The organism is Devosia sp. Root105 (assembly GCF_001424865.1).
Lineage (GTDB): Bacteria > Pseudomonadota > Alphaproteobacteria > Rhizobiales > Devosiaceae > Devosia_A.
In genome coordinates this window covers 868,954-895,006 of record NZ_LMCR01000012.1, presented here as the reverse complement: position 1 = coordinate 895,006, position 26,053 = coordinate 868,954, and the positions used below count along the sequence as shown (strand labels likewise).

The 26,053-nt window shown below is 65.5% G+C and carries 25 protein-coding genes; 23 read left to right on the top strand and 2 right to left on the bottom strand.

Going from position 1 to position 26,053, the window contains the following annotated elements:
- Window positions 1-79: 79 nt before the first annotated feature.
- The 3 genes from gorA to ASC68_RS12965 all read left to right on the top strand — a co-directional run bounded on the left by gorA (window position 80) and on the right by ASC68_RS12965 (window position 4,925).
- Window positions 80-1,453, top strand: coding sequence for a glutathione-disulfide reductase (gorA, locus tag ASC68_RS12975; protein WP_055879582.1), 1,374 nt, complete (start codon window positions 80-82; stop codon window positions 1,451-1,453).
- Window positions 1,454-1,518: 65 nt separating this feature from the next.
- Window positions 1,519-2,901: a 3-deoxy-7-phosphoheptulonate synthase class II gene (locus ASC68_RS12970; RefSeq protein WP_055879580.1), complete on the top strand. Its 1,383-nt coding sequence runs from the start codon at window positions 1,519-1,521 to the stop codon at window positions 2,899-2,901.
- Window positions 2,902-3,059: 158 nt separating this feature from the next.
- The gene (locus ASC68_RS12965; protein WP_055879577.1) at window positions 3,060-4,925 is read left to right on the top strand and encodes a PAS domain-containing protein; all 1,866 of its coding nucleotides are present in this window, start codon (window positions 3,060-3,062) and stop codon (window positions 4,923-4,925) included.
- Here ASC68_RS12965 and ASC68_RS12960 read toward each other — a convergent pair.
- On the bottom strand, window positions 4,882-5,310 hold the full coding sequence (locus ASC68_RS12960) for a response regulator (protein ID WP_055879573.1): 429 nt from the start codon (window positions 5,308-5,310) through the stop codon (window positions 4,882-4,884). The two genes, ASC68_RS12965 and ASC68_RS12960, sit on opposite strands and share 44 nt — an antisense overlap.
- Window positions 5,311-5,545: 235 nt before the next feature.
- Between ASC68_RS12960 and ASC68_RS12955 the strand changes: the two genes are divergently transcribed.
- The 3 genes from ASC68_RS12955 (at window position 5,546) to gltX (ending at window position 10,012) form a co-directional block, all read left to right on the top strand.
- Window positions 5,546-6,679, top strand: a complete 1,134-nt coding sequence (locus ASC68_RS12955; protein ID WP_055879570.1) for a hypothetical protein — start codon at window positions 5,546-5,548, stop codon at window positions 6,677-6,679.
- Between the two features lie 125 nt (window positions 6,680-6,804).
- On the top strand, window positions 6,805-8,529 hold the full coding sequence (locus ASC68_RS12950) for an NAD+ synthase (RefSeq protein ID WP_055879568.1): 1,725 nt from the start codon (window positions 6,805-6,807) through the stop codon (window positions 8,527-8,529).
- A 157-nt stretch (window positions 8,530-8,686) separates the two neighbouring features.
- Complete coding sequence (gltX, locus tag ASC68_RS12945) at window positions 8,687-10,012, top strand: glutamate--tRNA ligase (protein ID WP_055879565.1); 1,326 nt, start codon at window positions 8,687-8,689, stop codon at window positions 10,010-10,012.
- Here gltX and ASC68_RS12940 read toward each other — a convergent pair.
- Window positions 9,957-11,120, bottom strand: coding sequence for a DUF2865 domain-containing protein (locus ASC68_RS12940; RefSeq protein ID WP_055879562.1), 1,164 nt, complete (start codon window positions 11,118-11,120; stop codon window positions 9,957-9,959). The genes gltX and ASC68_RS12940 overlap by 56 nt on opposite strands.
- 411 nt (window positions 11,121-11,531) lie before the next feature.
- Here ASC68_RS12940 and ASC68_RS12935 point away from each other — a divergent pair, with 411 nt between their 5' ends.
- From ASC68_RS12935 to ASC68_RS12855, 17 genes are all read left to right on the top strand, one after another.
- Window positions 11,532-12,005 (top strand): cytochrome c, encoded by a 474-nt coding sequence (locus ASC68_RS12935; RefSeq protein ID WP_055879560.1) that lies wholly within the window; start codon window positions 11,532-11,534, stop codon window positions 12,003-12,005.
- Between the two features lie 127 nt (window positions 12,006-12,132).
- Complete coding sequence (locus tag ASC68_RS12930) at window positions 12,133-12,579, top strand: hypothetical protein (RefSeq protein ID WP_055879557.1); 447 nt, start codon at window positions 12,133-12,135, stop codon at window positions 12,577-12,579.
- Between the two features lie 209 nt (window positions 12,580-12,788).
- Window positions 12,789-14,189: a cysteine--tRNA ligase gene (gene cysS / locus ASC68_RS12925; RefSeq protein WP_055879555.1), complete on the top strand. Its 1,401-nt coding sequence runs from the start codon at window positions 12,789-12,791 to the stop codon at window positions 14,187-14,189.
- 149 nt (window positions 14,190-14,338) lie between these two features.
- Window positions 14,339-14,791, top strand: coding sequence for a DUF559 domain-containing protein (locus tag ASC68_RS28325; protein ID WP_349236241.1), 453 nt, complete (start codon window positions 14,339-14,341; stop codon window positions 14,789-14,791).
- A 5-nt stretch (window positions 14,792-14,796) separates the two neighbouring features.
- Window positions 14,797-15,186 carry a VOC family protein gene (locus tag ASC68_RS12915; protein ID WP_055879947.1) on the top strand — a complete coding sequence of 130 codons (390 nt, stop codon included), beginning with the start codon at window positions 14,797-14,799 and terminating at the stop codon, window positions 15,184-15,186.
- Complete coding sequence (locus ASC68_RS12910; RefSeq protein ID WP_055879552.1) at window positions 15,183-15,566, top strand: VOC family protein; 384 nt, start codon at window positions 15,183-15,185, stop codon at window positions 15,564-15,566. The genes ASC68_RS12915 and ASC68_RS12910 overlap by 4 nt, the downstream gene beginning before the upstream one ends.
- Window positions 15,553-16,062 (top strand): GFA family protein, encoded by a 510-nt coding sequence (locus ASC68_RS12905; RefSeq protein ID WP_055879550.1) that lies wholly within the window; start codon window positions 15,553-15,555, stop codon window positions 16,060-16,062. The genes ASC68_RS12910 and ASC68_RS12905 overlap by 14 nt, the downstream gene beginning before the upstream one ends.
- Window positions 16,059-17,015, top strand: coding sequence for a prolyl aminopeptidase (gene pip, locus ASC68_RS12900; protein ID WP_197421208.1), 957 nt, complete (start codon window positions 16,059-16,061; stop codon window positions 17,013-17,015). The genes ASC68_RS12905 and pip overlap by 4 nt, the downstream gene beginning before the upstream one ends.
- Entirely contained in the window at window positions 17,012-17,524 is a 513-nt protein-coding gene (locus ASC68_RS12895; RefSeq protein WP_055879547.1) for a GFA family protein, read from the top strand. Before pip ends, ASC68_RS12895 begins: the two co-directional genes overlap by 4 nt.
- The gene (locus ASC68_RS12890; RefSeq protein ID WP_055879544.1) at window positions 17,517-18,005 is read left to right on the top strand and encodes a GFA family protein; all 489 of its coding nucleotides are present in this window, start codon (window positions 17,517-17,519) and stop codon (window positions 18,003-18,005) included. The genes ASC68_RS12895 and ASC68_RS12890 overlap by 8 nt, the downstream gene beginning before the upstream one ends.
- Window positions 17,998-18,486, top strand: coding sequence for a GFA family protein (locus tag ASC68_RS12885; protein ID WP_055879541.1), 489 nt, complete (start codon window positions 17,998-18,000; stop codon window positions 18,484-18,486). Before ASC68_RS12890 ends, ASC68_RS12885 begins: the two co-directional genes overlap by 8 nt.
- 10 nt (window positions 18,487-18,496) lie before the next feature.
- The gene (gene cimA, locus ASC68_RS12880; RefSeq protein WP_055879539.1) at window positions 18,497-20,104 is read left to right on the top strand and encodes a citramalate synthase; all 1,608 of its coding nucleotides are present in this window, start codon (window positions 18,497-18,499) and stop codon (window positions 20,102-20,104) included.
- 23 nt (window positions 20,105-20,127) lie between these two features.
- Window positions 20,128-21,981 carry a LysM peptidoglycan-binding domain-containing protein gene (locus ASC68_RS12875; RefSeq protein ID WP_156387327.1) on the top strand — a complete coding sequence of 618 codons (1,854 nt, stop codon included), beginning with the start codon at window positions 20,128-20,130 and terminating at the stop codon, window positions 21,979-21,981.
- Between the two features lie 112 nt (window positions 21,982-22,093).
- Entirely contained in the window at window positions 22,094-22,405 is a 312-nt protein-coding gene (locus tag ASC68_RS12870; RefSeq protein ID WP_244488434.1) for a metalloregulator ArsR/SmtB family transcription factor, read from the top strand.
- Complete coding sequence (locus tag ASC68_RS12865; protein WP_055879534.1) at window positions 22,405-24,303, top strand: ABC transporter ATP-binding protein/permease; 1,899 nt, start codon at window positions 22,405-22,407, stop codon at window positions 24,301-24,303. Before ASC68_RS12870 ends, ASC68_RS12865 begins: the two co-directional genes overlap by 1 nt.
- Before the next feature lie 4 nt (window positions 24,304-24,307).
- Entirely contained in the window at window positions 24,308-24,775 is a 468-nt protein-coding gene (locus tag ASC68_RS12860; protein WP_055879531.1) for a GNAT family N-acetyltransferase, read from the top strand.
- 242 nt (window positions 24,776-25,017) lie between these two features.
- Window positions 25,018-26,004, top strand: coding sequence for an acyltransferase (locus tag ASC68_RS12855; RefSeq protein ID WP_055879528.1), 987 nt, complete (start codon window positions 25,018-25,020; stop codon window positions 26,002-26,004).
- Window positions 26,005-26,053 lie beyond the last annotated feature (49 nt).

Here is a 26,053-nt window from a genome sequence, read left to right as displayed (position 1 = left end):
CGCGCGGGGCTTTTTTACGTCCGGGGTAGGCCCCTAAGGCCCTGCCACCGCGCGAGGTTTTTTGGGTTCGGGGTAGGCAATGAGCGACAGTTACGATCTCGTGGTGATCGGCGCCGGTTCGGGCGGCGTGCGGGCGGCGCGGATCGCCGCGACCTATGGCGCAAAGGTCGCCATCATCGAGGAGTACCGGGTCGGCGGCACCTGCGTGATCCGCGGCTGCGTGCCTAAGAAGCTCTTCGTCTACGCCTCGCGCTACAAGGACCTGTTCGAGATCGCGCCCAGCTTCGGCTGGGATGTCGGCACGCCAAGCTTCGACTGGGCAACCCTCGTTGCCAACAAGGACAAGGAGATCGCCCGGCTTGAGGCGGCCTATGTGGCGGGGCTCGAAAAGCCTGGCGCCGAGATCATCCGCGACCGCGCGACGGTGACCGGGCCGAACAGCGTGAAGCTGAGGTCGGGCCGGGAGCTCACCGCCAAGACCATCCTGATTGCCACGGGCGCGCATCCCTTCATCCCGGATATCCCGGGCAAGGAACTGGGCATCACCTCCAACGAGGCGTTCCATCTCGAAAAGCTCCCGCACTCCATCCTCATCGAGGGCGGTGGCTTCATTTCGGTGGAGTTCGCGACCATTTTCTCCGGTCTGGGGGTGCACACCACCATCGTCTATCGCGGCGACCGGCTGCTGCGCGGCTTCGATGAGGACCTGCGGGTCGGGCTCGAGGCCGGGCTCGCAGCGCGCGGCGTCAAGATCATCCACCAGACCAACGTGCTCGGTCTGCGCCAGACCGGCAAGGACATTACCGTCAGCTTCTCCGATGGCGTCGATGCCCCATTCGGCGCGGTGATGTTCGCCACCGGCCGTTCGCCCAACACCGCCGGGCTCGGGCTCGAGGCTGCCGGGGTCGAGCTGGCCTGGGACGGCGCGGTGGTGGTCGATGCCTATTCGCGCTCCAGCGTGCCCTCTATCTATGCCGTCGGCGACGTCACCAACCGCGCCCAGCTGACCCCGGTCGCCATCCGTGAAGGGCACGCCTTCGCCGACACGGTATTCGGCGATAAGCCAACTGCCGTCGATCACTCGCTCATCGGCGAGGCGGTGTTCGCTGAACCCGAGGTCGGCACTGTCGGGCTCCCCGAGCATGACGCCGCCACGCATGGCGATATCGACGTTTATGTCACCCGCTTCCGCCCGATGATCAACACGCTGTCGCTGAAGTCCGACCGCATGATGATCAAGCTCATCACCAGGCCTGATGGCGGTGAGGTGCTGGGTGTCCACATCCTTGGCCCGGGCGCTGCCGAGATTATCCAGATGGCTGCGATCCCACTGGGCATGAAGGCGACGAAGGCCGATTTCGACCGCGCCATGGCCATGCACCCGACCGCCGCCGAGGAGCTCGTGACCTTCAAGAAGCCGAGCTACGTCTATCGCGGCGGCCAAAAGCAGTAGTGGGCGACGGCTTCACACCGCCGCAATCCCCTGCTATTCCGCCCGCCGACTGGGAGATACGCGTGATGCCGACGACTTGGACGCCGCAAAGCTGGAGACAGAAACCGATTTCGCAGGTGCCGGCCTATCCGGATCCGGCGAAGCTGGAAGCGGCCGAAGCGCAGCTGCGCAAGTTCCCTCCGCTGGTTTTCGCTGGCGAGGCGCGCGAGCTGAAGCATCAGCTGGCTGAGGTTGCCGAGGGCAGGGCTTTCCTGCTGCAGGGCGGCGATTGCGCCGAGAGCTTTGCCGAGCATGGCGCCGACCACATCCGCGATTTCTTCCGCGTCTTCCTGCAGATGGCAGTGGTGCTGACTCACGGTGCTTCGAAGCCCGTGGTGAAGGTTGGCCGCATCGCCGGCCAGTTCGCCAAGCCCCGCTCGTCCGACACCGAGACCATTGATGGCCTGACGCTGCCGAGCTATCGCGGCGACATCATCAACGACATCGGCTTCACCGAAGCCGCTCGGGTTCCCGATCCTGAACGCCTGCTGCTCGCCTACCGCCAGTCGGCTGCGACGCTCAACCTGCTGCGCGCCTTCGCCTCGGGCGGCTATGCCGACCTGACCCGCGTCCATGAGTGGACCATGGGCTTCATGAAGGACTCGAACGCCTATCCGCGCTTCGAGGAACTGGCCCAGAAGATCGACGATGCCATCGATTTCATGCGCGCCCTCGGCCTCACCCCCGACAATACCCCGTCGCTGCGCGAGACCAAGTTCTACACCTCGCATGAAGCGCTGCTGCTCGGCTTCGAGGAAGCGCTGACCCGCCGGGACTCGATCACCGGCGACTATTACGCCACCTCCGGTCACATGTTGTGGATCGGCGACCGCACACGCCAGGTCGACGCGGCACATGTCGAATACTTCTCGGGTATCCGCAATCCGGTTGGCGTAAAGTGTGGCCCGAGCCTCGTGGCCGACGACCTGCTGCGCATCATCGACAAGCTGAACCCCAGCAACGAGGCCGGTCGCATCACGCTGATCGGCCGCTTCGGCTCCGACAAGATCGCCGATCACCTGCCGCGCCTCATCGAAGCGGTGAAGGCCGAGGGTAAGGTGGTGGTCTGGTGCTCCGATCCGATGCACGGCAACACCGTCAAGGCGTCCAATGGCTACAAGACCCGGCCGTTCGAGCGCGTGCTCAGCGAAGTGAAGAGCTTTTTCGAGATCCACCGCACCATGGGCACCTATGCCGGCGGCATCCATATCGAGATGACCGGTGACGACGTCACCGAGTGCACCGGCGGTGGCGTAGCGGCGATCACTGAAGCGGGCCTGCAGGATCGCTACCACACCTATTGCGACCCGCGGCTCAATGCCAGCCAGGCGCTCGAGCTCGCCTTCCTCGTCGCCGAGGAACTGCGCCTGCAGCGCCCGGCCCGCGAAAGAATTGTGGCGGCCGAGTGAACTAAACGGCAGCTGGCGGCGTTCCTGGGTTTCACGGATCCGCGCCCGCGGCCGGTGATTTCTCGCGCCTCACGCGCCAGTCTCGGTGATCGATGCCACGTTCTTTCTTCCCGCGGGCCGATGCCGCGACCAAAGCCCGGCTGGACCGTGATCCAGTCATGCTTCTCGCCAACAACTTCGACTGGTCCGCCACCGATCTTGGACCGATCGCCGCGTGGCCGGTCGCCGTGCGCTCCGCCGCCCGCCTGATCATGACCTCTGCCGCACCGATGGCCCTGCTGATCGGACCGCGCGGCATCATGCTCTACAACGCCGCCTACGCGCCGATTGCCGGTGCCAGACACCCCAGCGCCTTTGGCAGTTCCGTGTTTGACAGCTGGCCCGAGGTTGCCGATTTTAATCGCGACGTAATACAGCGCGTGCTGAACGGCGAGTCTCTGGTGTTCACCAGCCAGCCCTTTGTCTTCAACCGCAATGGCGAGCCTGAGGACGTCTGGCTCAACCTCGACTACTCCCCGGTGCTTGATGATGACGGCAGTGGCCTGGCCGCGCTGGCCATCGTGCAGGAAACCACCATGGGTGTGGTGGCCGAGCAGGCCCTCGAGGAAAGTCGCGAAAAGCTCGATCTGGCCCTCAGCGCCTCGGGCCTGGTCGGTACCTGGGACTGGAATATTGCCGACAACGTCGTCACCGCGGATGAGCGTTTCGCCGCGCTCTATTCGGTCAGTCCGGGCGCCGCCGCCGTGGGCCTGCCGATTGAAAAGTTTCTCGCCGGGATTCACCAGGACGATCGCCAACGGGTCATCTCCGAGATCGGCGATGCACTGAAGCATGCCGGGCCGGTACGCTTCGAGTACCGGCTGGCGGGCACTGGCGCGGCCCCCGAGCGCTGGGTCGTTGCCTCCGGACGCGTCATCACCGATGCGCATGGCAGGGCCGTTCGACTGCCGGGCATTGTGGTCGATGTCACCGATGAGCGCCGCATCGCGGAGCAGCTGGCGGAAAGCGAGATGCGGTTTCGCACCCTCGCCGACACCATGCCGCAGATGGTCTGGTCCACCCTGCCGGACGGCTACCACGACTACTATAACGCGCGCTGGTACGAGTTCACCGGCGTGCCGGCCGGAACCACCGACGGCGAGGGCTGGAACGGCATGTTTCATCCTGACGACCAGGAGCGCGCCTGGACCGTCTGGCGCCATTCACTCGAAACCGGCGATCCTTACCGCATCGAGTACCGCCTGAAGCACCACACCGGCGCCTATCGCTGGGTGTTGGGGCAGGCGCTGCCGATGCGCGACGGGTCCGGCCGCCTTACCCGCTGGTTCGGCACCTGCACCGACATTCACGAAGAGCGCCTGGCCCAGGAGGAGCGCGAGGTCATCGCGCAGGAACTCAGCCACCGCATCAAGAACATTTTCGCGGTCATCAGCAGCATTGTCAGCCTTGCGTCGCGATCGCATCCCGAGGCCAAGGACTTTGCCGACCGCCTGCGCGGGCGCATTCTGGCTCTCGGTCGCGCGCACGATTTCGTCCGCCCGCATTCGCGTGAGTCGGCGCCGAGGTCCAACCCATCCTCGCTTCAGGCGCTGGTCCGCGATCTGCTGCAGCCGTACCGTGACGGCGATCTTGAACGGGTGAGCTTCACCGGGGTCGACGCCTCTATCGATGACGGTACGGCGACGCCGCTGGCATTGCTCTTCCACGAACTGGCGACCAACGCCGCCAAGTATGGCGCCCTGTCGCGGGATGATGGTCGTGTCGAGATCCGCGGCGAGCTGATCGGCGACAACTATCGGCTGCACTGGCGCGAGATCGGCGGCCCGCCGCCGCAGCCCGGCAGTGCCGGCTTCGGCTCGAGGCTGATATCGCTGAGTGTGGAAGGGCAGCTGCGCGGCACGCTTGAGCGTCGCTATGGGGAAGGAGGTCTCGAGGTCGACCTCAGTATTCCCCTGGCATCACTAAGTCAGCGAGCTGAACTCAAGCCAGCGCCGGGCTCGCATCGAGCGAGCCAAACAGCCTGAGGCGCCGCGGCGGGTTGGGCTTGGGCTGAGACTTGCGTCGCACCGAAACGGCGAAGTCCACCGCCTGGCGCAGCTCGTTGTTGTCGACCGGCTTGGGGATGACACCAACCGTTCCCGGCACGCCGTCACCCAGTTGGGCCGGATTTGCGGTCATGTAGACCACCGTTACGCCGCGTTCCGCGAGCGAGCGGCCCACTTCGATCCCCGTGGGACCATCGATGAGATTGAGGTCGACAAAGGCCAGCTCGGCCTCGTCGGCGAGCGCCATTGCCTGTCGGCTGTCCGAAGCAATGCCTACCGGCTCGTGGCCGAGATCGTAGAGAAGGCTTTCAAACTCGATGGCCACGAAGATCTCGTCTTCCACCACCAGAACCTTGCAACTCATAATCATATCCAAAGTCAGATTACGTCTCGCCAGCCAAACTCACGGCTACGGTGAAGGTTGCAGCCTAAATACGCATGCCTCACCTGTGGCGGTGGAAAACCTGTTGATGCTTATCAACTCGTGGACGGTAGCGGCCTTGTCGCCCAAACCGTTGCATTCTGCCAGTTCATTTAGCGGAACATTAACCCTAACCGGTCATGAATAGCTCACGTACGCGTTTGTTGCGGAGCATCCGATGTCCATCCGTCTGGCAACCAGTCTCGCCGTTCTCGCTGCCGCTATCGGCAGTCCGGCCTTGGCCGCCGACTGGGGCGAGGACTGGTCGCCCGAAGAAGTCTATCGCGGCGCCTACTCGACCGAGCCCAAGGACTGGAGCGAGATGGGCGACGAGAGTGACGGCATCCACATCGAGACTGGCCTGCGCTACTGGTATTCGTGGGGCAGCCAGAACTATGAAGTGGACGGCCAGAGCTTCGAGAGCACCGACAACGCTCACACGGTCGAGGCGCACATCCGCGTAGAGGAGGATGCGACCCGCACCTACGCCAAGGGGTGGGCCGGATACTCGGCGGCCATTACGGGGGGATACTCCGACCCGTCGGGTAGCGGCGATGTCACCGACGGCGTCCTCGGCTACGCAGGTGCCGATTTCGGCTGGAACGCGCTGGGCGATGGCAAGGGTACCGGCGTCGGTGGCTTTGTTGGCTACAACTACTGGAACAATTCGCCCCGGACCTCTCGCTACAATTTCACCACGGCAACCAGCGCAGCCGACGTCACCTACAGCAATGCCAGCGGCAACTGGTCGGTCCCAGGCGACAGCGTTGACGACAAAATCGAGTTGCACATGCTCCGATTGGGGCTGAGCGGCAAGGCGGAATTCAACGAGTTTCTGGACATCAGCGCCGAGGTTGCAGCTGTCCCGTTCAGTACAATCTCGGGCGTTCTCGGCGGTCATGCCGCTGGTGGCGGCGCCTTTGGCGGGCCGGGCTGCAATGTCCTCCCACCCGATAGCTGCGCACCCGAGATCCTCAAGGGATCGGCGACGGAGATCAACGGCTGGGGCTACGGCGCCATGGGCGAGATCATGGCGGGCATCAAGCCGATGGAGAACCTGACGCTGCGTGTCGGCGGGCGGGCCTGGTATGTCAACGGCACCTACGACGCCACCTGGACCCAGGTCAGTGTGACGGCGCCGCAGATCCGGCCGCCCGTACCCAATCCCGATACGCCGGATCCGAACGACACGATGCCGCCGGATCCGCTTTACAGCGCGCCGACCGTGTCGACCCAGCAGGTCATCTCCACCGAGAATCCCTTCTCGCTGTTCCGCTATGGCCTGCTGGCCGAGCTGACCTACTCGTTCTGATCTCCCGATCAGACTGCTCTGATCTCCTGATCAGACTGCTCTGATCAGTTCCTGCATGACCGGCTGTCCGCTTGCCCCGACCGGGGTGAGCGGATAAGTCTTGCCGCGTTTTTCAAACGGCTCGGATTTCTCACGTGACCGATCGTCTCCGCATCGCCCTCGCGCAGCTCAATCCGACGGTCGGCGCCATCGCGCAGAACCTGGCGCTGGCCAAAGAGGCGCTGGCCGATGCAGCCGGGCAGGGTGCCGACATCCTGCTGTTCTCCGAGCTGTTCCTTACCGGCTACTTCCCCGACGACCTGCTGTTCAAGCCGCGGTTCATTGCCGACGCAATGGCGGCCGCCGAGGATTTCGCCCGCGCCACCGCCGGCACCTCGGTCACCGCCATCATGCCGACCATCTGGCGCGAAGGCGGCAAGCTGTTCAACGCCGTGGTCGTCTGCGAAGCGGGTGCCATCACCGCCAGGCGCTACAAGCGTGAGCTGCCCAACGACGACATCTTCTACGAGAAGCGCTATTTCGAGCGCGCCGACCTGCAGGAACCGGTGACCATCAAGGGCGTCTCCATCGGTATCCCGATCTGCGAGGACATCTGGCACCCGGAAGTCTGCGCTCATCTCGTCGATCACGGCGCCCGCATTCTGCTCTGCCCCAACGGTTCGCCCTATTGGCGCAACAAGCAGGCCACTCGCTACAAGCTGGTCACCGATCGCGTCGCCGAAGACAATGTGCCGCTGCTCTATCTCAACCAGGTCGGTGGCCAGGATGAGCTGGTCTATGACGGCGCCAGCTTTGCCATCGAGCCCGGCGGCCGCCTGGTCGTGCAGGCCAAGAGCTTCGAGCCCGAAATCCTGATGTCGAACTGGGCCCGCACCGAGGATGGCTGGCGCTGCACTGACCCGCACGTCACCCCGCTCTCGAGCGTCGACGAAGCGCCGTGGCGCGCCTGCGTGCTCGGCCTGCGCGACTACGTCAAAAAGAACGGCTTCAAGTCCGTGCTGCTCGGTCTTTCGGGCGGCATCGACAGCGCCATAGTCGCCGCCATGGCGGTCGATGCCATCGGCGCCGAGAACGTCCACTGCCTGATGCTGCCCTATCGCTACACCTCGGAGGAGAGCCTCGCCGACGCACGCGACTGCGCCCAGCGCCTGGGCGTCCGCTACGATGTCGTGTCGATCGGCGATCCGGTCGAAGCCGCGCTCAACGAGCTGCAGCCGGTGTTCGGCAACCGCCCGCAGGACCTCACCGAGGAAAATATCCAGTCGCGCATGCGCGGCGTCTACCTGATGGCGGTCTCCAACAAGCTCGGCTCGCTCCTGCTCACCACTGGCAACAAGTCCGAGATGGCGGTCGGCTACGCCACCATCTATGGCGACATGAACGGTGGCTTCAATCCGATCAAGGACATGCTCAAGATGCGTGTCTACGAGCTGGCCGACTGGCGCAACAAGCATCGCCCGGCCGATTGCCTTGGCCCGGATGGGCTGGTGATCACCCAGAACATCATCGACAAGGCGCCCTCGGCGGAACTTCGTCCCAACCAGACCGACCAGGACTCGCTGCCGCCCTATCCGATCCTCGATGAGATCCTCGTCGGGCTGGTCGAGCTCGAGCTCAGCGTCGCCGAGGTCGTGCAGCGCGGCGAAGGCCGCTTCGACCGTGCGTTGGTCAAACGGATCGAAAAGCTGCTGAACATCGCCGAATACAAGCGCCGCCAGTCCGCTCCCGGCGTGAAGATCTCCCGCAAGGCCTTCGGGCTGGGGCGCCGCTACCCGATCACCAACGGCTACCGCGACGAGAACCTGATCGCCGAGCCGATCGGCCGGCTGGATAGCAAGGGGCTGGAATGAGGGACGACTGTTTGCCGGGCGGCCCCTTCCCATCCTCCCCCTTGAAGGGGGAGGTGCCGCATCCAGTGTTTGGCGCGATCGAGCCCCAAACTCGACTCTTCACCTCCCCCCTTGTGGGGGAGGCCGGGAGGAGGCCGTCTGCCTCAGTCAGTACCCCATGACCACCGTCCGCTACGCCCCATCCCCCACCGGTCGGCTGCATCTCGGCAATGCCCGTCCGGCGCTGATGAACTGGCTGTTCGCCAAATCGACCGGCGGCCGCTACATCCTGCGTCTCGACGATACCGACGCCGCCCGCTCCACCGAGGCCTTCGCCGAGGGCATCCACACTGACCTGAGCTGGCTGGGTATCGCCCCTGACCTGAAGGTCCGCCAGTCCGATCGCACCGCGCTCTATGACGCGGCACGCGACAAGCTGATCGCCGCCGGCCGCCTTTACCCGGCCTACGAGACTGAGGAAGAGCTCGAAAGCAAGCGCGCCCGGGCCCGTCTGCTCGGCCGTCCGCCGATCTATGATCGCGCTGCGCTGCAGCTTACGCCGGAGCAGAAGGCGAAGTACGAGGCCGAGGGCAGAAAGCCCCACTGGCGCTTCAAACTCGATGGCCGTCCGGTCGCGTTCAATGACCTGATCAAGGGCCCGCAGACCGTCAATACGGCCTCGATGTCCGATCCGGTGCTGCTGCGCGCCGACGGTTCCTACCTCTACACGCTGCCCTCGGTGGTCGACGATATCGAGCTGGGCATCACCCATGTGATCCGCGGTGAGGACCATGTCAGCAATACCGGCACGCAGATCGAGATTTTCGAGGCCTTGGGCGGCAAGGTCCCGGCCTTCGCCCACCACAACCTCCTGACCGGCGCCGATGGTGAAGGCCTGTCCAAGCGCCTGGGATCCCTGTCGCTGGCGGAGCTGCGCGAGGTCGGTTACGAACCGATGGCCGTCGCCATGGCCGCAGTGCTCACCGGCACCAGCCTGCCGCTCGAGCCCTATCCGGATTTGTCGGCGCTCGGCCGGATCTTTACGCTCGAAGCCGTGTCGCACGGCTCCGCCCGCTTCGATCCGGCAGAACTCTCGAGCCTCAACGCCCGCATCCTGCACCAGATGCCCTATGAGACCGCCAAAGCGCGCCTCGAGCCGCTCGGCCTCGCGTCCGAGCCGCTTTGGCTGGCACTCCGCGGTAACCTCGCGGTGTTCGCCGATATCGCCGACCTCGCGACGCTCGTCTCCGGTCCGGTTACCCCGGTGGTGGCCGACGAGGATCGCGAGTTTCTGCGCGCGGCGCGTGAACTGCTGCCCGTCGAGCCTTGGGACGAAACCACCTGGTCGAAATGGACCGAGGCCCTGAAAGCCGCCACCGGCCGCAAAGGCAGGGGGCTGTTCCACCCGCTGCGCCTGGCCGTCACCGGCCGGGAGCAGGGGCCTGAACTCAAGTCCCTGCTGCCACTTGTGGGGCGTACGGCGTGTCTGGCCCGACTACTCTGACCCGCTTGTCGCCGAACTGAACGATCCGTCCGGGCTGGTTGGCCGCCGCCGGTGCGACCACGGTGACCACTGGCTTCGGCGTCTCGCCGGGCGCCGCCGGACGCGGGCGCGGCAGCGGCACGTCGACGAACTGGGTCAACTCGGCAACCTGCGTCACGGTCGTCGCGACCGTCGGAGAGATCCGCCGCCCGTCCCGCAGCGGCAGCGGGAACGTCGCGCCGCGGAATGTCACCATGGCTCGCGTGCCGCCGGTCGATAGCTCGGCGAGGGTGATGGCGCCCTGGTCCTGCGTCGAGGTGCACTTGTTGGTGGTGTCGAACTCGGTGCGGAACTTGAAGGCGTTAGGGAGCGAGGAATAGGGCTCGCCCCACTCGTTGATCATCTGTTCCGGTTCCTGCCCCGGGTTGTCGTAGTAGTAGAGATCGACATCCAGCCCCGGGCACATCGCCCGGCATTGCTGTGCATCGTTGGCGACGTAGTCGACCAGCGTCGAATAGCTGATCGGCCACCAGAAGCCGTCGGTCTTGCGCACGCACAGCGTCCGCACCGTGTGGTAATCGCCATACGGGTTGAACTCTTCGCCGCGGATGCCACCGGCGCCGTCATCGCCGTCGGTGAACACGCCGAACAGCCGCTCGAACAGGTTGTCGCGATTGCCGCGTTCCAGGTTCACCCGCGAACGGCCGTCGCAATCGAAGCGCGCCATTTCCTGCAGGATCGCCTCGCGCTGCTGCGCCACCGCTTCACCGGTGCTGACGCTCTGTGACAGCTGCTGCACTTCTTCCCGCCCGCGCAGCACCTCGCGCGCCAGCGCCCGGCATTCGGGGGTGAGCCGCCGGCCGGCCTTGGCGTCGTCGTTGCAGCCCTGGCGCACATAGGCGCTTTCAGAGCGCTGCACTTCGCGCTGCAGCCGCTTCAGCGCGCCGCCCTGCGAATTCTGGAAGTCGGAGTTCCGGTCGAGCGAGCGCAGCGTCGCCTGCAGGCGGGCGCAGCTGTCGGCCTGCGCATAGGCAGTCGACACATCGATCAACAGCCCAACCCACGCCACCAGGAAAAGCAGGGCGAAGCGCAGGAGGAGGCCGGAAGCGCGTAGGTGGGCGCGGGTCATCAGTTCGAACCGGATCGTGTGGCCCTCCGCCAGAGCGCTTTCAGGAAGAGTTGCAGACTTTCCCCCCCTCGAAAGCGCGAAAACCTAAAAAACCTGGAGCATTTCGGCGCTTCGTGGAAGCGATGAAATGCCTAGTCGGCCAATACGCCCAAAGCGAGACAGCGCCGTGAGATTCGTTTGAAGCAATAACACAGCATCGGCGCCGGTTAACGCCTCGTGATGGCCCACGCAACGTCGCACGGAGGTCGTCACGCAGCCGTGACCGCAGCCCCCGGGGTTTGTGAGGATCGGCCGGCTGCCAAACCGCGAAATTCACGGCTACGCTCCCTCGCAGATTCTGCCAAGCAGCCGTGCCTGCTTCAGAATTCAGCGTCACCAGGCCCGTTCCCAGGACCTCCAGGAGTTGCCGATATGCCGTCGAATAGGTTCACAGCGTTCGCGCTGACGATTGTCGTGGCTGCCGTCGCCACCCTCTCATTCGCCCAGGACATCACCATCACCGCTGATCCGGCGCTCGCCGCGCTCAGCGCCGAGGAAATGGTGGCCAAGCGCCAGGCGATCATGAAGGAGGACGGCGGGATCCTGAAGGGCGCCGATGCCCTGAGCGGAGCCGATGCCGTTTCCGCCGCCGGTCACCTGATCACCAACCTCTCCAATCTCACCGTGCTGTTTCCCGAGGGTTCGGCGGTTGGCGATACCGAAGCGCTGCCGGTCATCTGGGAGAAGAACGCCGAGTTCCAGGCGCTTCTCGTTGCCGCCGTCACGGCCGCCACCGCCATGAAGACGGCGGCCGAAGCGGGCGATGCCACCGCCTACGCCGCTGCGATCAAGGCAGTTGGGGCGACTTGCGGCCAGTGTCACGAGACCTTCCGGCTCAAGAGCTGAGACTCGGCGAATAGGGCGACAGAAGGGCGGTAAGCCGCCCTTCCGTTGCATTTCTATCGGTGGTCGGGACGGTCGTTCTGTGCTTAGGTATTTTCCAATCGTGCCTTGAGCCGTTGGAGTATCACCCTTGCAAGTTCGTATCGTCATCGCCGCCATCGCCGGCCTGCTTAGCTTTTCCGCCGGCCCTGCCGCGCTGGCTCAGACCCCGGCAGATTTCACCAAGTTCAACGAGACCTGCCTCGCCGCAGAGGCCTTCCTGCTCGGAGAGGTGCCCGCCGGTGTCGATTCATCGCTGATCCTCACGCCGCTGTGCGGCTGCCTGACCGGCGCCTTCAAGGACATGCCGCAAAAGGACGTCGACATCCTTGCTGCCGATCTGCGCGGCGAAGGTACCGACGAGGCGCATACCGCGCACGGCAGCTACGAACAGGTCACCAACCTCGCCCGCGAGGGCCTGACCACCTGCTTTGCCAGCCCCGAGGTCACCGCCGCCATGCAGGCCGTTACCCCGCCTGCCGCCGATCCGGCAGCGCCGGCGCCGGCCGATCCCGCGGCTCCGGCAACGCCGCAATAACCTATCGATGAGGGGGGCGCTTCGGCGCCCCTTGCTTTTTGCCGGCGCTGCAGTCAGATTGCGCGCCATGAAAACCGGCACCGCGACCTGCATTACCGGCTGCATTATTATCCGCTAAGCATTGCTGGCGGCGCGGTTTTCTTCATCCTCTGATCTCTAGTCCGAAGAACCCGTCCGCGAGCGTCTTATCGTGCGCGAGGAACTGTGACTTGGGCCAAACCACACTGAAGCTCCACAACACGCTGACCCGGGCGAAGGAGGACTTTGTCCCCATCGATCCCAACAACGTCCGCATGTATGTGTGCGGGCCGACGGTCTACGACTATGCCCATATCGGCAATGCCCGCCCGGTGATCGTCTTCGATCTGCTCTACCGGCTGCTGCGCCACGTCTATGGCGCCGCTCACGTCACCTATGTCCGGAACATCACCGACGTCGATGACAAGATCAACGCGCGCGCCGTGCGCGACTACCCGGGCCTGCCGCTCAACGAGGCGATCCGCAAGGTCACCGAGAAGACCGCCAACCAGTACTTCAAGGATGTCGCCGCCCTCGGCACGCTCGAGCCCGACCACCAGCCGCGCGCTACCGACCACATCCCCGGCATGCAGTCGCTGATCACCTCGCTGATCGGCAGCCGACACGCCTACGAGGCGGCCGGTGAGGTGCTGTTCGACGTCGGCTCCATGCCCGATTACGGCAGGCTCAGCGGCCGCAACCTCGACGACAATCTCGCCGGCGCCCGTATCGCCGTCGAAGCGCACAAGAAGAACCCGGCCGACTTCGTCCTCTGGAAGCAGTCGAGCCCCGAGGAGCCCGGCTGGGAGAGCCCGTGGGGCCGGGGGCGTCCGGGTTGGCACATCGAGTGCTCGGCGATGAGCGAGCGCTACCTCGGCCAGCTCTTCGATATCCACGCCGGCGGCCTCGACCTGATCTTCCCGCACCACGAGAACGAGATCGCCCAGTCGCGCTGCGCCCATGGCACGCCTGCCATGGCCAACTACTGGTTGCACAACGGCTTCCTGCAGGTCGAAGGCCAGAAGATGTCGAAGAGCCTCGGCAACTTCATCACCATCTCCGAGCTGCTGGAGACCGAGAAGTTCGGCGGCCGCAAATGGCCGGGCGAAGTGCTGCGCCTCGCCATGCTGATGACGCACTACCGCGAGCCGATCGACTTCTCGGTGAAGCGGCTGGAGGAGGCCGAGCAGAAGCTCCGCGACTGGCAGCGCGCCGCGAAAGCCAGGCCCGGCACTCCGCCGGAGCCGTCAGTCATCGCCGAGCTCACCGACGACCTCAACTTCCACCGCGCTTCGGTGGCGCTGGATGCCATCGCCCGCAAGGCCAACCGCGGTACCGAAACCGCCGCCAACTGCCTCGCCGCCACGCTCGAGTTCCTTGGCTTCACCACCGACGGCCTGCTGACCGCCGCTGCCGCCGACGCGCCGGAAGGCGTCGCCGAAGCCGTCGCCGCTCGCCTTGCCGCCCTCAATGCCAAGGATTTCGCAAAGGCTGACACCATCCGTGCGCAATTGCTGACACAGGGTGTCCAACTGATGGACTACAAAGACGAAGCCGGCCAACGCCAGACCAAGTGGGAAGTGGTGAGGTGAGTGCAGATCGCGACACACGCCCCAGCCTTCCCTCTCCCCTTGAGGGAGAGGGTGCCTCGCGCAGCGAGGCGGGTGAGGGGCAGTACCACCGCCGTCACGACGAGTGGCGTACCAGCCTGACGCCAACGTTACGCCTGCGTGCAAAATCGATGCGAGCCAACGCCACTGAGGCCGAAGCGCTAATGTGGAAGTTGCTTCGCGATCGGCGCTTTGTTGGCTTCAAGTTTCGCAGGCAGTTGCCGATCGGACGTTTCATCGTGGATTTCGTCTGCCCGTCGGCCATGCTCATCGTCGAGCTCGACGGTAGCCAGCACGCCGAGGACAAACGTGATCTGATACGCGACGCCTGGCTGACGTCACGCGGATATCGCGTGCTCCGCGTGTGGAACAACGAGCTCGTCACCGATCGTACTAGCGTGCTTGACGCGATCTGGCATGCCTTGCATCCGGCCCCTCACCCGCCCTTCGGGCACCCTCTCCCTCAAGGGGAGAGGGGCGATGTGGCACGATCTCGCCCCAGCCCACCCTCTCCCCTTGAGGGAGAGGGTGCCTCGCGTAGCGAGGCGGGTGAGGGGCAGTTTAGCCGGGACGAACACCCATGACCGTCATCATCGACCACGTCGGCCTCAAGGTTACCGACTTCGTCCTGTCGCGGGACTTTTACACTGCCGCGCTCGGCGCCCTCGGCATCAAGCTGCTCGCCGAGTTCGAGTATGAAGGCGTGAAGTCGGCCGGTTACGGCGTCGATCGTCCGACCTTCTGGCTCGGCACCGGCAAGACGCTGCGCGGGGGCGATACGCATGTCGCCTTCGTCGCCTCGAGCCGCCCTGCGGTCGAGGCTTTCTACACCGTGGCGCTTGCCGCGGGCGGCCGCGACAACGGTCCGCCCGGCCTTCGCCAGCATTACTCGCCTGACTACTACGCCGCCTTCGTATTCGACCCGGATGGAAACAACATCGAGGCCGTTTATGTCGGCCCGGAGGGAGGACGCCTATGAGCGCTTTGGATCACGTAGCCATTTCGACCGCCGATTATCCCACCTCGCTCGCCTTCTACGAGAAGGCGCTGGCCCCGCTCGGCATCAAGACGCACATGAAGTTCGAGGGCGAGGAAGGGAACGTCGCCGGTCTCGGCTCCGAGCAGCCGTTCCTGTGGATCGGCGACGGCGGCAGGCTCACCGGTGGCCGGGTGCATCTGGCGTTCAGCGCCCCCAATCGGGCTGCGGTCGATGCCTTTTACGCCGCCGCGATCGCCGCCGGCGGCAAGGACAATGGGCCGCCGGGTCTGCGCCCGCACTATCACGCCACCTACTACGCCGCCTTCGTCTACGATCCGGACGGGCACAATATCGAAGCTGTGTGTCATGCCCCGGAGTGAGGCGACCGGCGGTCCGCCGTTCACCGGCGGCTGCCAGTGCGGCGCGGTGCGCTTCGCCGTCGGCCGGCTCGGCCGCGGCTCGATCTGTCACTGCCGCATGTGCCAGAAGGCCTTCGGCGCCTTTTTCGGTCCGCTGGTCACCTCGTTCGAGGTGAGCTGGACCCGCGGCGCGCCGAAATATTTCGAGAGCTCGGACAAGATCAAGCGCGGCTTCTGTGCCGACTGCGGCACGCCGCTGACCTATGAGGAGATTGGCCGTCCAGCCGATCAGCAGGTCGAGATCGCCATCGGCGCCTTCGATGATCCGACGGTCGCCGCGCCGGCGATCCAGGTCAATCTGGCCGACAAGCTGCCGTTCTTCGATGGCCTCGCCGCCCTGCCGGTGCGCACCGAATACGCGGCCGGGTGGCACGAATTCATGGCGAGCCTCGTCAGCCACCAGCACCCCGACCACGACACGGCCGAATGGCCACCGAAACAAGGTTTCCCGGCGTGACTCTGCGCAGCTATTACCCCGAGATCGAGCCCTACGCCTCCGGCCATCTCGACGTCGGCAACGGCCACCAGGTGTACTGGGAGCGTGTCGGCACGTCAGGCGCCAAGCCGGCGGTGTTTCTGCATGGCGGCCCCGGTGGCGGGTTGAGCGCTAACCAGCGCCGCGTCTTCGATCCGGCGCGCTACGATGTGCTGCTGTTCGATCAGCGCGGCTGCGGCAAATCGCGTCCCTTCGCCGAGCTCGAGCACAACACGACCTGGGATCTGGTCGCCGATATCGAGCGGCTAAGGCAGATGGTCGGCGTCGAGCAGTGGCTGGTGTTCGGCGGCTCCTGGGGCTCCTCACTGGCGCTGGCCTATGCGCAGAAGCATCCCGAGCGCGTCACCGAACTGGTGCTGCGCGGCATCTTCACGCTGCGTCGCTGGGAGCTGCTCTGGTACTACCAGCACGGCGCTTCGCTGCTCTTCCCCGACAAGTGGGAGCGCTTCATCGCCCCGATCCCGCCAGCCGAACGGGGCGATATGATCGCCGCCTACCGGCAGCGGCTGACCAGCCCGGATCGCGATGTCCGGCTTGGCGCCGCCCGGGAATGGGCGCGCTGGGAAGGCGAAACCATCACGCTGCTGCCCGACCGTGAGGTCAGCGACGCGTTCTACGGCGAGGAATATGCGCTGGCCTTCGCCCGCATCGAGAACCACTATTTCGTCCATGCCGGCTGGATGGACGAGGGCCAGCTGATCCGCGATGCCGAAAAGCTTCGCGACATCCCCGGGGTCATCGTCCAGGGCCGCTACGATATCGCCTGTCCACCGCAGACCGCGTGGGACCTGCATCAGGCCTGGCCGGAAGCCGAGTTCATCATGGTCGAGGGGCAGGGGCATGCGCTGAGCCAGCCCGGCATTCTGCACCATCTGATCGAAACCACGGATCGCTTTGCGGGAGGCGGAATGTGACTGACGACAGCTATCGTTTTCGCGAGTATTCGGGCGGCTGCCAGTGCGGCGCGGTGCGCTGGCATGCCACCGAGCTCCGGGACAATCCCCATTTCTGCCACTGCCGCATGTGCCAGAAAGCCGCCGGCAACGTGTTCATCGATCTCGTCGGCATCCGCCACGAGCACCTGACCTGGACGCGCGGCAAGCCCAGCGAGTTCAATAGCTCTGATGTGGCGGCGCGTGGCTTCTGCAGCAATTGCGGCACGCCGCTCTACTATCGCTCTCTCGGCGGACCGCATGTCTCGATGACCATCGGCTCGTTCGACACCCCGCACCTGGTGCCCATCCTCTACGAGATGGGCCTCGAGGGCCGCCACCCGAACCTCCGACCCGTCCCCGGCGCCGAGCAGATCGGCACCACCGAGGAGGGGGACGGCGTCGAAGCCGTGGCCCGCGTCCGCGCCTCCAACCATCAGCACCCCGACCACGACACCGACAAGTGGGTCATGGGAGGTGCCGATGGCTGAAGCACTCGCTACCGGCGGCTGCCAGTGCGGCGCCATCCGCTATCGGTTCACTGCGCCGTTCGACGACGTGAGCCTTTGTCATTGCCGCATGTGCCAGAAGGCGACGGGCGGGCTGTTCGGCGCTTTCGCCGGCGCGCCGGCTGAAAGCTTCGAACTCACTCGGGGCAGCCTTGGGATGTTCCGCTCGTCCGATACGGTCGAACGCGGCTTTTGCCCTGCCTGTGGTACGCCGCTGACGTTCCGCCGTCCCGGCGGCAGCTACGTCAGCGTCACCATTGGTTCGCTCGATCACCCTGAAGCCGTGTCACCGACTGAGCAGACCTGCACCAATAGTCGCCTCCACTATGTGGGGGCGCTTGCCGAGGTTCCCGACCTGCCACCGATCGAGGAGGTTGCCCCCGATCTCGCGCAACGCATTCGCGCGACCAATCACCAGCACCCCGACCATGACACCACCGACTGGGTCCCGCGCTATGTCTGAAGTCCATCTGTCCGGCGGCTGCCAGTGCGGCGCAGTCCGCTTTCGCGTCGACCAGCAGCCCGACAACGTCCATGTCTGCCACTGCCGTATGTGCCAGAAGGCGGTAGGTGGGCCGTTCGCCGTGATCTGCCCGGTCGACAAGGTGAACTTCCACGTCACCCGCGGCGAGATCAGCTGGTTCAAAAGCTCCGAGCTCGCCAATCGCGGTTTCTGTCGCCAGTGCGGCACGCCGCTGATTTTCGACTACCCCTGGGCCCCTGATATCGGCGTGCTCTCCGGCGCCTTCGACGAGCCTGACCGCGTGCCGCCGGTGATCCAGTACGGTAACGAAAGCCGCGTCGCCTGGTATGCCCACATCGGCGAGCTGCCGGGCAGCACGCCGACCTATTCCGTCGACCCCGAAGGCCGCCTCGCCCGAATTAGTAGCTCCAACCGGCAACACCCTGACCACGACACGGCCGAATGGCCGCCCCGTAACTGAGTACCCTGTGATGACTGCCCAAGCGCCTGCCAAGGAACGCCTCTACCTCTTCGACACCACGCTGCGTGACGGCGCGCAGACGGCTGGGATCGAGTTTTCGCTCGAGGACAAGATCTCGGTCACCGCGCTGCTCGAGCGCCTCGGCGTCGATTACATCGAGGGCGGCTATCCCGGCGCCAATGTTATCGACGACCAGTTCTTCACCGAGAGCCGCACCCGCGACGCCGTCTTCACCGCCTTCGGCATGACCAAGCGGGCAGGGCGCTCGGTCGGCAACGATCCCGGCGTGCAGGCGACGCTCAACGCCGTATCCGATGCCGCCTGCTTCGTCGGCAAGTCGTCGTCGCACCAGGTAAGGGTGGCGCTCGGCATCTCGCTGGAGGAGAATCTCGACAACCTGCGCGAAACCATCGAGGCCACCGTCGCCGCCGGCAAGGAAGCGCTGGTCGATTGCGAGCACTTCTTCGATGGCTACAAATCCGATCCCGACTACGCCTTGCGCTTTGTGCGCACCGCCCTCGATGCCGGCGCCCGCTGGGTGGTTCTGTGCGACACCAATGGCGGCACCATGCCGTCGGAAGTCGCCGCGATCGTCGACGAGGTCGGCAAGGTCGCCCCTGGCGATCACCTCGGCATCCACGCCCATGACGATACCGGCCAGGCCGTCGCCAACACGCTCGCCGCCGTCTCGGCTGGCGTTCGCCAGATCCAGGGCACGCTCAACGGTATCGGCGAGCGCTGCGGCAACGCCAACCTCGTCACTCTCATCCCGACCCTGGCGCTGAAGCCCGGCTTCGCCGACCGCTTCGAGATCGGCGTTACCAGCGAACAACTGGCCGATCTCACCTCGATCTCGCGCGCCTTCGACGACCTGCTGAACCGCGCCCCGGCCCGGCAGTCGCCCTATGTCGGCACCTCGGCCTTCGCCACCAAAGCCGGCATCCACGCCTCGGCGCTGGCCAAGGACTTTTCGACCTACGAGCACGTGCCGCCTGAACTGGTCGGCAACGAACGCAACATCATGGTCAGCCAGCAGGCTGGTAAGTCCAACCTGCTTGCTGCCCTGAAGCGCCATGGCATCGAGCTCGGCAAGGACGATCCGCGCCTAGAGCGGCTGCTGCGCACCGTCAAGGAGCGCGAAGCCCGCGGCTACTCCTATGACGGCGCCGACGCCTCTTTCTTCATTCTCGCCCACGGCGTGCTCGGCACCTTGCCCGAGTTCTTCGACGTCGAGAGTTACCGGACCAGCGTCGAGCGCCGCCACAACGCGCGCGGCGAACAGGTGGTCGTCACCGAGGCGGTGGTGAAAATCCGCATCGGCGACGAGCTGCTGATGTCGGTGGCCGAGGGCAACGGCCCGGTCAACGCCCTCGACCTTGCCATGCGCAAGGATCTCGGCGTGTTCTCGACCCGCATCGCCGACCTCGAGCTGGTCGACTTCAAGGTGCGTATCCTCGACGGCGGCACGGGCGCGGTCACCCGTGTGCTGGTCGAGAGCCGAGATGGCACCGGCGAGCGCTGGTACACCATCGGGGTCAACACCAACATCATCGACGCCTCATTTGAGGCGCTTTACGAGTCGATTACCTATAAGTTGATGAAATCAGAGGCAGCCTGAGACGCCGGAACGGTAGGGGCAGGTTGCCCCATGTTCCCCCGGAGGCCCTGCTGAGCCGGACCGACGACCGCCGTACTTTGCTGCTCGCCCTCGGCGCCGCCGGGGTGACGCTGGCTGTTGTCCTCGGCGTCATCGGCCTGCCCGTGGTCAACGCCTGCGCGGGCGATCCGCGCGGCGTCGTCATTTGCCTCCGCGACATGGCCGACCGCAAGTTCGACCTCCCCGGCACCGTCCCGGGGCAGGTCGCCGAGACGACGCCCGGCGAGGCCCCGGCTCCCCCGGCAACCGTGGTGGCCGAGACCGAAGCTCCGGCCGCAGCGGGAGGGCCGCTTGAAGCGCCGGCGGTTGAGCCTGCGGTCGTCCCGCCCCAACCCATCGAGGCTCCGGCTCCGACCGCCAAACCTGCGCAGCCTGTCGCGGCGGCTCCCGCCGAACCTGCTCCGACGGCAACGCAGCCTGAAGCCGCTGCCCCCGCGCCTCTCGAAATGACAGCCGCCGAACCGGAGCCTGATGTACCCACGCCGTTCAAGCCGAAAGTCCCCGCCACCGAGCCTGTGCCATTGAGCCCCGACGACACCGCCCTGAACTGGAGCGTCCCGTCCGAGCCGCAGGACACCGAGGCGCTTCCGCTCCCGGCCGAGGCGTTGGCGACGCAGGTCGAAACGGCGGACCAGATCGAGGAGCCCGCAATCGGCGCCGCAGAGCTCGCGGCTCAGCCGGAGCCAGCCGCACCGGCAGCCACGCCGTCCGAGCCCGCCACGCCGCCAGTTGCGGCTTCACAGCCTGAGCCGGCCGTGCCTGCCGCTGCCTCCCCGCCCGAGGCGCCCCTTGTGGTCGCCAACGCCGAGCCGGCCGGCTCGCGACCTCCCGCGCCGACCATCGCTGCTCCGGTCGTCCTTGCTCCCACCATCGACGCCATTGAGCTCGATGGCATCAGGAGCTTCGTTTCCGGCTCCGGCCCGGCCGGCGCGCTGATGCGCCTCTATGCCGATGGCGAGTTGATCGGTGAGAGCCCGGTCGAAGCCGGCAGGTGGCTGGTCGAAGGCAGCAACCTGCTCGACAGCCCCCGCCGCGAACTGCGCGTCGAAGCCATCGAACCTGACACCGGCAAGCTGCTGGGCGTCGCCGCGATCACCGTCGAGATCGAGCTGCCCGACGGCGGCGCCCCGCCCGACGAGCGCCCTGAGGAAACCCCGGACCTCGGTAGCGGCGTCGCCCCGGCGCCACAACCCGAACCAGCCCCTGCCACCCTGGCCGCCGCGCCGCCCGGTAGCTCCGCACCTGCGGAATTCGCCGACAACAAGCCATCGGTCACCGCTGCTGTTCCGGCGAGCGAGCCCGTCGCCGAGCCGGCGCTGGTGATCGATCCGGCGCCCACAGCAGCGGTTGCGCCGGAGCCTGACATTGCGGCCATCGAGCCCCAGGCCGAACCCGAGCCGCTGCCGCCCCTGGCGGCCGTGGTTCCCCGGGGAGAGTCCGCCTCAGTCGAAATTCTCGCCCCATCCACCCTGCAACCGGCCACTCTGCCACCAGCTGAGGCAGGCGCCGATGAGCCGTCGACGATCACCCTCCCGACGCCCGAGGCGCCCGCTCTGATCGCTGAGTTCGAGGTTCGCACGGCGGAACCGGCTCAACCTCCGGGCCAGCCCGTCACCATCCTCCGCCTGCTGCCTTTCGGCGATCCGGATGAGGGTCGCTACAACGTTGGCAAGGCCATCATCCGCCATGGCGATACGCTCTGGAGCATCGCCCGCCGCTACTACGGCCACGGCATCCACTACCGCACCATCTTTCACGCCAATCGCGAGCTGATCCGCCGCCCCTCGCGGATCTTCCCCGGCCAGATCTTTGATCTGCCACTGGTCACCGACGACTGACCCTTCCCTGACAGTGTATTGCCGCAAATCCCGTTCAACTGCCCAGTCAGGCAGGTGGTTTCGCCTTGCCTTGGCGAGGCCGATCTTTTATCGCTGAATAACGATGAACCCGATGCATGACGACGACATCGCCAATGTGATGCGGGCCCTCGGACACCCCGTCCGGCTCAACATCCTGCGCATCCTCGCCGCCCAGCGTGCGGGCGATTGCTGCTGCACCGATGTCACGCAGAACCTGTCGCTGGCCCAATCCACAGTCAGCCAGCACATCAAGGTGCTGCTCGACGCCGGTCTGGTCGAGCGCCACCCCAAGGGCACGCGCAACTGCTACTCGCTGCGCGCCGATCGCCTCGCCGATTTCGGCATCGCCTGCACCGGCTTGTTCACCGGCCTAACCGATCACCCGGTCAAAGAGCTCGCCTGATGTCATCCGCCGATGAGGCAACCAAGCGCCCCACCGTTAGCGCGGAGGAGGGTGGCCTGCTTGCCACTGTACGAAACCTCTGGGGCTACATGTGGCCCGAGGGCCGTCCCGACCTGAAGTGGCGCGTCATTCTTGCCATCGGCGCCCTGCTGGTGTCGAAGGTCGCGACCACGCTGATCCCCTTCGTTTACAAGTGGATCATCGACAGTCTCGACGGCACCACACCCGACACGGCGCTGGTCATGGGCGTCGCTATCCCCATCGTGCTGGTCGTCGCCTTCGGCGTCGGCAACATCATCGATGCCGGCTTCCAGCAATTGCGCGACGTGCTGTTCGCTTCGGTCGGCCAGCACGCCGTGCGCAAGCTGGCGCTCCAGACTTTCGAGCACCTGCACAGACTGTCGCTGCGCTTCCATCTCGCCCGCCGCACCGGCGGCTTGAGCCGGGTCATCGAGCGCGGCACCAAGGGCATCGAGACCATCGTGCGCTTCACGATGCTCAACACCGCCCCGACGCTGGTCGAGTTCGTCATCACCGGCGTCATCTTCATCGTCATGTTCGGCGTCAGCTATCTGAGCGTGCTGGTCGTCACCGTCTGGCTCTACCTGTGGTTCACCATCAAGGCCTCGAACTGGCGCATCGCCATTCGCCGCGACATGAACGACAGCGACACCGACGCCAACGGCAAGGCCATCGACAGCCTGCTCAACTTCGAGACGGTGAAGTACTTCGCCAACGAGAAGATGGAGGCCCAGCGCTTCGATGCCTCGATGGAAAAGTACGAGCGCTCCGCGGTCCGCATCTGGACCTCGCTCGGCTTCCTCAATTTCGGCCAGGCGCTGATCTTTTATGCCGGCACGGTGATCATCCTGATCATGGCGGTGCTCGGGGTGATGAACCGCACGCTGACGCTGGGCGATTTCGTGCTGCTCAACACCTTCCTGATGCAGATCTACCGGCCGCTCAACTTCATCGGCTTCGTCTATCGCGAAATCCGCCAGGGCCTCACCGACATCGAAGAGATGTTCAAGCTGCTCGATCGCGCGCCCGAGATTCAGGACAAGCCGGACGCCAAGCCGCTCAATGTCACCGGTCCGGTGGTGAAGTTCGACGACGTAAAATTCCACTACGACGCCGATCGCCCGATCCTGAAGGGCATCAGCTTCGAAGTGCCCGCCGGCAAGACCATCGCGGTGGTCGGGCCATCGGGCGCCGGCAAATCCACCATCTCGCGGCTGCTTTATCGCTTCTACGATGTCATCGAGGGCAAGATCACCATCGATGGTCAGGACCTGCGCGACGTCACGCAGGAGAGTCTGCGCGCCGCCATCGGCATGGTCCCGCAGGATACCGTGCTGTTCAACGACACCATCGCCTACAACATCCGCTACGGCCGTCCCGACGCGACCGAAGCCGAGGTGCGAAAGGCGGCGGAGCTGGCGCAGATCGGCCATTTCATCGAGAGCCTGCCCAAGGGCTATGACACCCCCGTCGGCGAACGCGGCCTGAAGCTTTCGGGTGGCGAAAAGCAGCGCGTCGCCATCGCCCGTACCATCCTGAAGGGGCCGCCGATCCTCATCCTCGACGAGGCCACCTCGGCGCTCGATTCAAAGACCGAGGAAGACATCAAGTCCGCCCTCGACGTGGTCTCGGCCAACCGCACCACGCTGGTCATCGCTCACCGGCTCTCGACCGTCGTCAATGCCGACGAGATCATCGTGCTGCGCGACGGCCAGATCGCCGAGCGCGGCACCCATCATCGCCTGCTGGTCAAGCAGGGGCTCTACGCCCAGATGTGGAACCGCCAGCGCGAAGCCAGCGAGGCCGAAGAACGCATGCAGCGCGTCGCCAACGATCCCGAAGGCTTCGTCAAGCGCGGCCTGCCTGCGGCGGAGTAGGGGAGTGGCGCTAGAGGTTCGCAAGGCAGCCGATAGCGAGCGCCCCATCATCGAGCGGCTAGTGCAGCTTTATCTCTACGATATGGCGTCGGAGCATCCCTGGCCGCTCGAGCCCGATGGCCGCTACACCTACGATTTCCTAGATCGCTTCTGGCAGCATCCGTATTTGCTCTACGCGAACGGAGAGCTTGCCGGCTTTGTTCTCGTCATCCGGGGTTGCCCGATCACCGGACGCGCCGATTGCTGGTTCATGGCCGAGTTCTTCGTGCTCCGCCCCTATCGTCGACAAGGCCTCGGCGCTGAGGCTACCAGGCAGTTGTTCGTCCGGCATTCCGGCCCGTGGCACGTGGCGGTTCTGCAGTCGAACTGGACGGCGCTGGCGTTCTGGGGCAGGGCGCTGTCCGCCTACGAGCCTGCCGTCGCGCCGACGGTGTTCGACGGCGACAATTGGCTGGTGCACGCGTTCCGGTAGCGCCCGATCCATCGAGGCTGCGGCCACCCCCACCCTTGATCCTCCCCACAAGGGGGAGGGAGACGACAACCTCCACATCGCGGCACCGGCATTCTCCCTCCCCCTTGTGGGGAGGGTAGCGAAGCAGGTTCGGGCGAAGCCGGCACCGTCGCGTACCTGGGTGGGGTAGGCCCTACGCTCCGGCGCAAATGCAACCCGCCCCTTGACCAATTCGTTGCGTCCCACCATCACAGCGTCGGCCAATGACCTCAGCATCCTCCCGCAACGCCTCGCTCGACGCCCTGCGCGTCCTCAGCCTGTTCGGCATCGTGACATTGCATGTCGCCGGTGGCGGCTTTGCCGACAACAAGCCCTTCGGCTTCGTGGTCGACGAACTGAGCCGCTTCGCCGTGCCGGTGTTTTTCCTGATGTCGGCCTACTTCTGGAAGGATGCCGACCTTGCCGCCCCGCTGCGGCTGGCCGGCAAGGTGGCGCGTCGGGTGATGCCGGCCTTCGCCATCATCCTCGCCCTCACCATCGCGCTGCGCCTGCTCGAGGGGGGCCGCCTTGGCTTCGAGCCAACGCCCGCTGATCTGCTTCTGCTGTTGTGGTCCGGCGGGCCGGCTTTCCACCTCTGGTTCCTGCCTGCCCTGGTGCTCGGCAGCGCCGTCGTCGCGACGCTGATGAAGTTCACCGGCCTGCGCTGGACCCTGGCCATTGCGCTCGGGCTCTACCTTATCGGCACCATCATCGGCGCTTACTCACGACCGTTGTTCGGTCACGGCTTCCCATTCTGGATGGATCGCAACGGGCTGTTCTTCGCCCCGGTCTTCCTCGTCGCCGGCATCTTGCTGCGCCGCCACCGCGCCGCGCTCGTCGGCTGGCCGATCCCGGCCATCATCGCAGCTTTGGTCGCCTTCGCAGTCCTCCATCTCGCCGAAGGCTATTTCGTCGTCGGCCGCTACGCCCTCGGCCACGACTACTCGCTCGCCACCCTCGGTTACGCCCTCTCGGTCGCCGTCCTGTTCATGCGCATCGAGCTGACGAACCCCCTCTGGTCGACCCTTGGCCAGGCCACCTTCGGCGCCTACCTGATCCACCTGCTGGTCCTAAAGGTCCTCGCTGGCAATCTCGGCTTCGGCCGCCACTCCCTGCTGATGATCGCCCTCGGCTTCAGCGTCAGCCTCGGTCTGGCCGTTGCCTGGAGGGCAGGGCGGGCGGCGCTCGCTCGGTACCGCGCTACCGCTTAGCCTACAGCCCAAACGAAAAGGCCCGGATCGCTCCGGGCCTTCTCAATTC

Coding starts and splice junctions, on each gene's coding strand:
- gorA (WP_055879582.1), top strand. CDS start 80: ATGAGCGACAGTTACGATCTCGTGGTGATCGGCGCCGGTTCGGGCGGC.
- ASC68_RS12890 (WP_055879544.1), top strand. CDS start 17,517: ATGGCTGAAGCACTCGCTACCGGCGGCTGCCAGTGCGGCGCCATCCGC.
- ASC68_RS12865 (WP_055879534.1), top strand. CDS start 22,405: ATGTCATCCGCCGATGAGGCAACCAAGCGCCCCACCGTTAGCGCGGAG.
- ASC68_RS12965 (WP_055879577.1), top strand. CDS start 3,060: ATGCTTCTCGCCAACAACTTCGACTGGTCCGCCACCGATCTTGGACCG.
- ASC68_RS12955 (WP_055879570.1), top strand. CDS start 5,546: ATGTCCATCCGTCTGGCAACCAGTCTCGCCGTTCTCGCTGCCGCTATC.
- ASC68_RS12910 (WP_055879552.1), top strand. CDS start 15,183: ATGAGCGCTTTGGATCACGTAGCCATTTCGACCGCCGATTATCCCACC.
- gltX (WP_055879565.1), top strand. CDS start 8,687: ATGACCACCGTCCGCTACGCCCCATCCCCCACCGGTCGGCTGCATCTC.
- ASC68_RS28325 (WP_349236241.1), top strand. CDS start 14,339: ATGCGAGCCAACGCCACTGAGGCCGAAGCGCTAATGTGGAAGTTGCTT.
- ASC68_RS12885 (WP_055879541.1), top strand. CDS start 17,998: ATGTCTGAAGTCCATCTGTCCGGCGGCTGCCAGTGCGGCGCAGTCCGC.
- ASC68_RS12905 (WP_055879550.1), top strand. CDS start 15,553: ATGCCCCGGAGTGAGGCGACCGGCGGTCCGCCGTTCACCGGCGGCTGC.
- ASC68_RS12870 (WP_244488434.1), top strand. CDS start 22,094: ATGCATGACGACGACATCGCCAATGTGATGCGGGCCCTCGGACACCCC.
- cimA (WP_055879539.1), top strand. CDS start 18,497: ATGACTGCCCAAGCGCCTGCCAAGGAACGCCTCTACCTCTTCGACACC.
- ASC68_RS12935 (WP_055879560.1), top strand. CDS start 11,532: ATGCCGTCGAATAGGTTCACAGCGTTCGCGCTGACGATTGTCGTGGCT.
- ASC68_RS12960 (WP_055879573.1), bottom strand. CDS start 5,310: ATGAGTTGCAAGGTTCTGGTGGTGGAAGACGAGATCTTCGTGGCCATC.
- ASC68_RS12940 (WP_055879562.1), bottom strand. CDS start 11,120: ATGACCCGCGCCCACCTACGCGCTTCCGGCCTCCTCCTGCGCTTCGCC.
- ASC68_RS12855 (WP_055879528.1), top strand. CDS start 25,018: ATGACCTCAGCATCCTCCCGCAACGCCTCGCTCGACGCCCTGCGCGTC.
- ASC68_RS12970 (WP_055879580.1), top strand. CDS start 1,519: ATGCCGACGACTTGGACGCCGCAAAGCTGGAGACAGAAACCGATTTCG.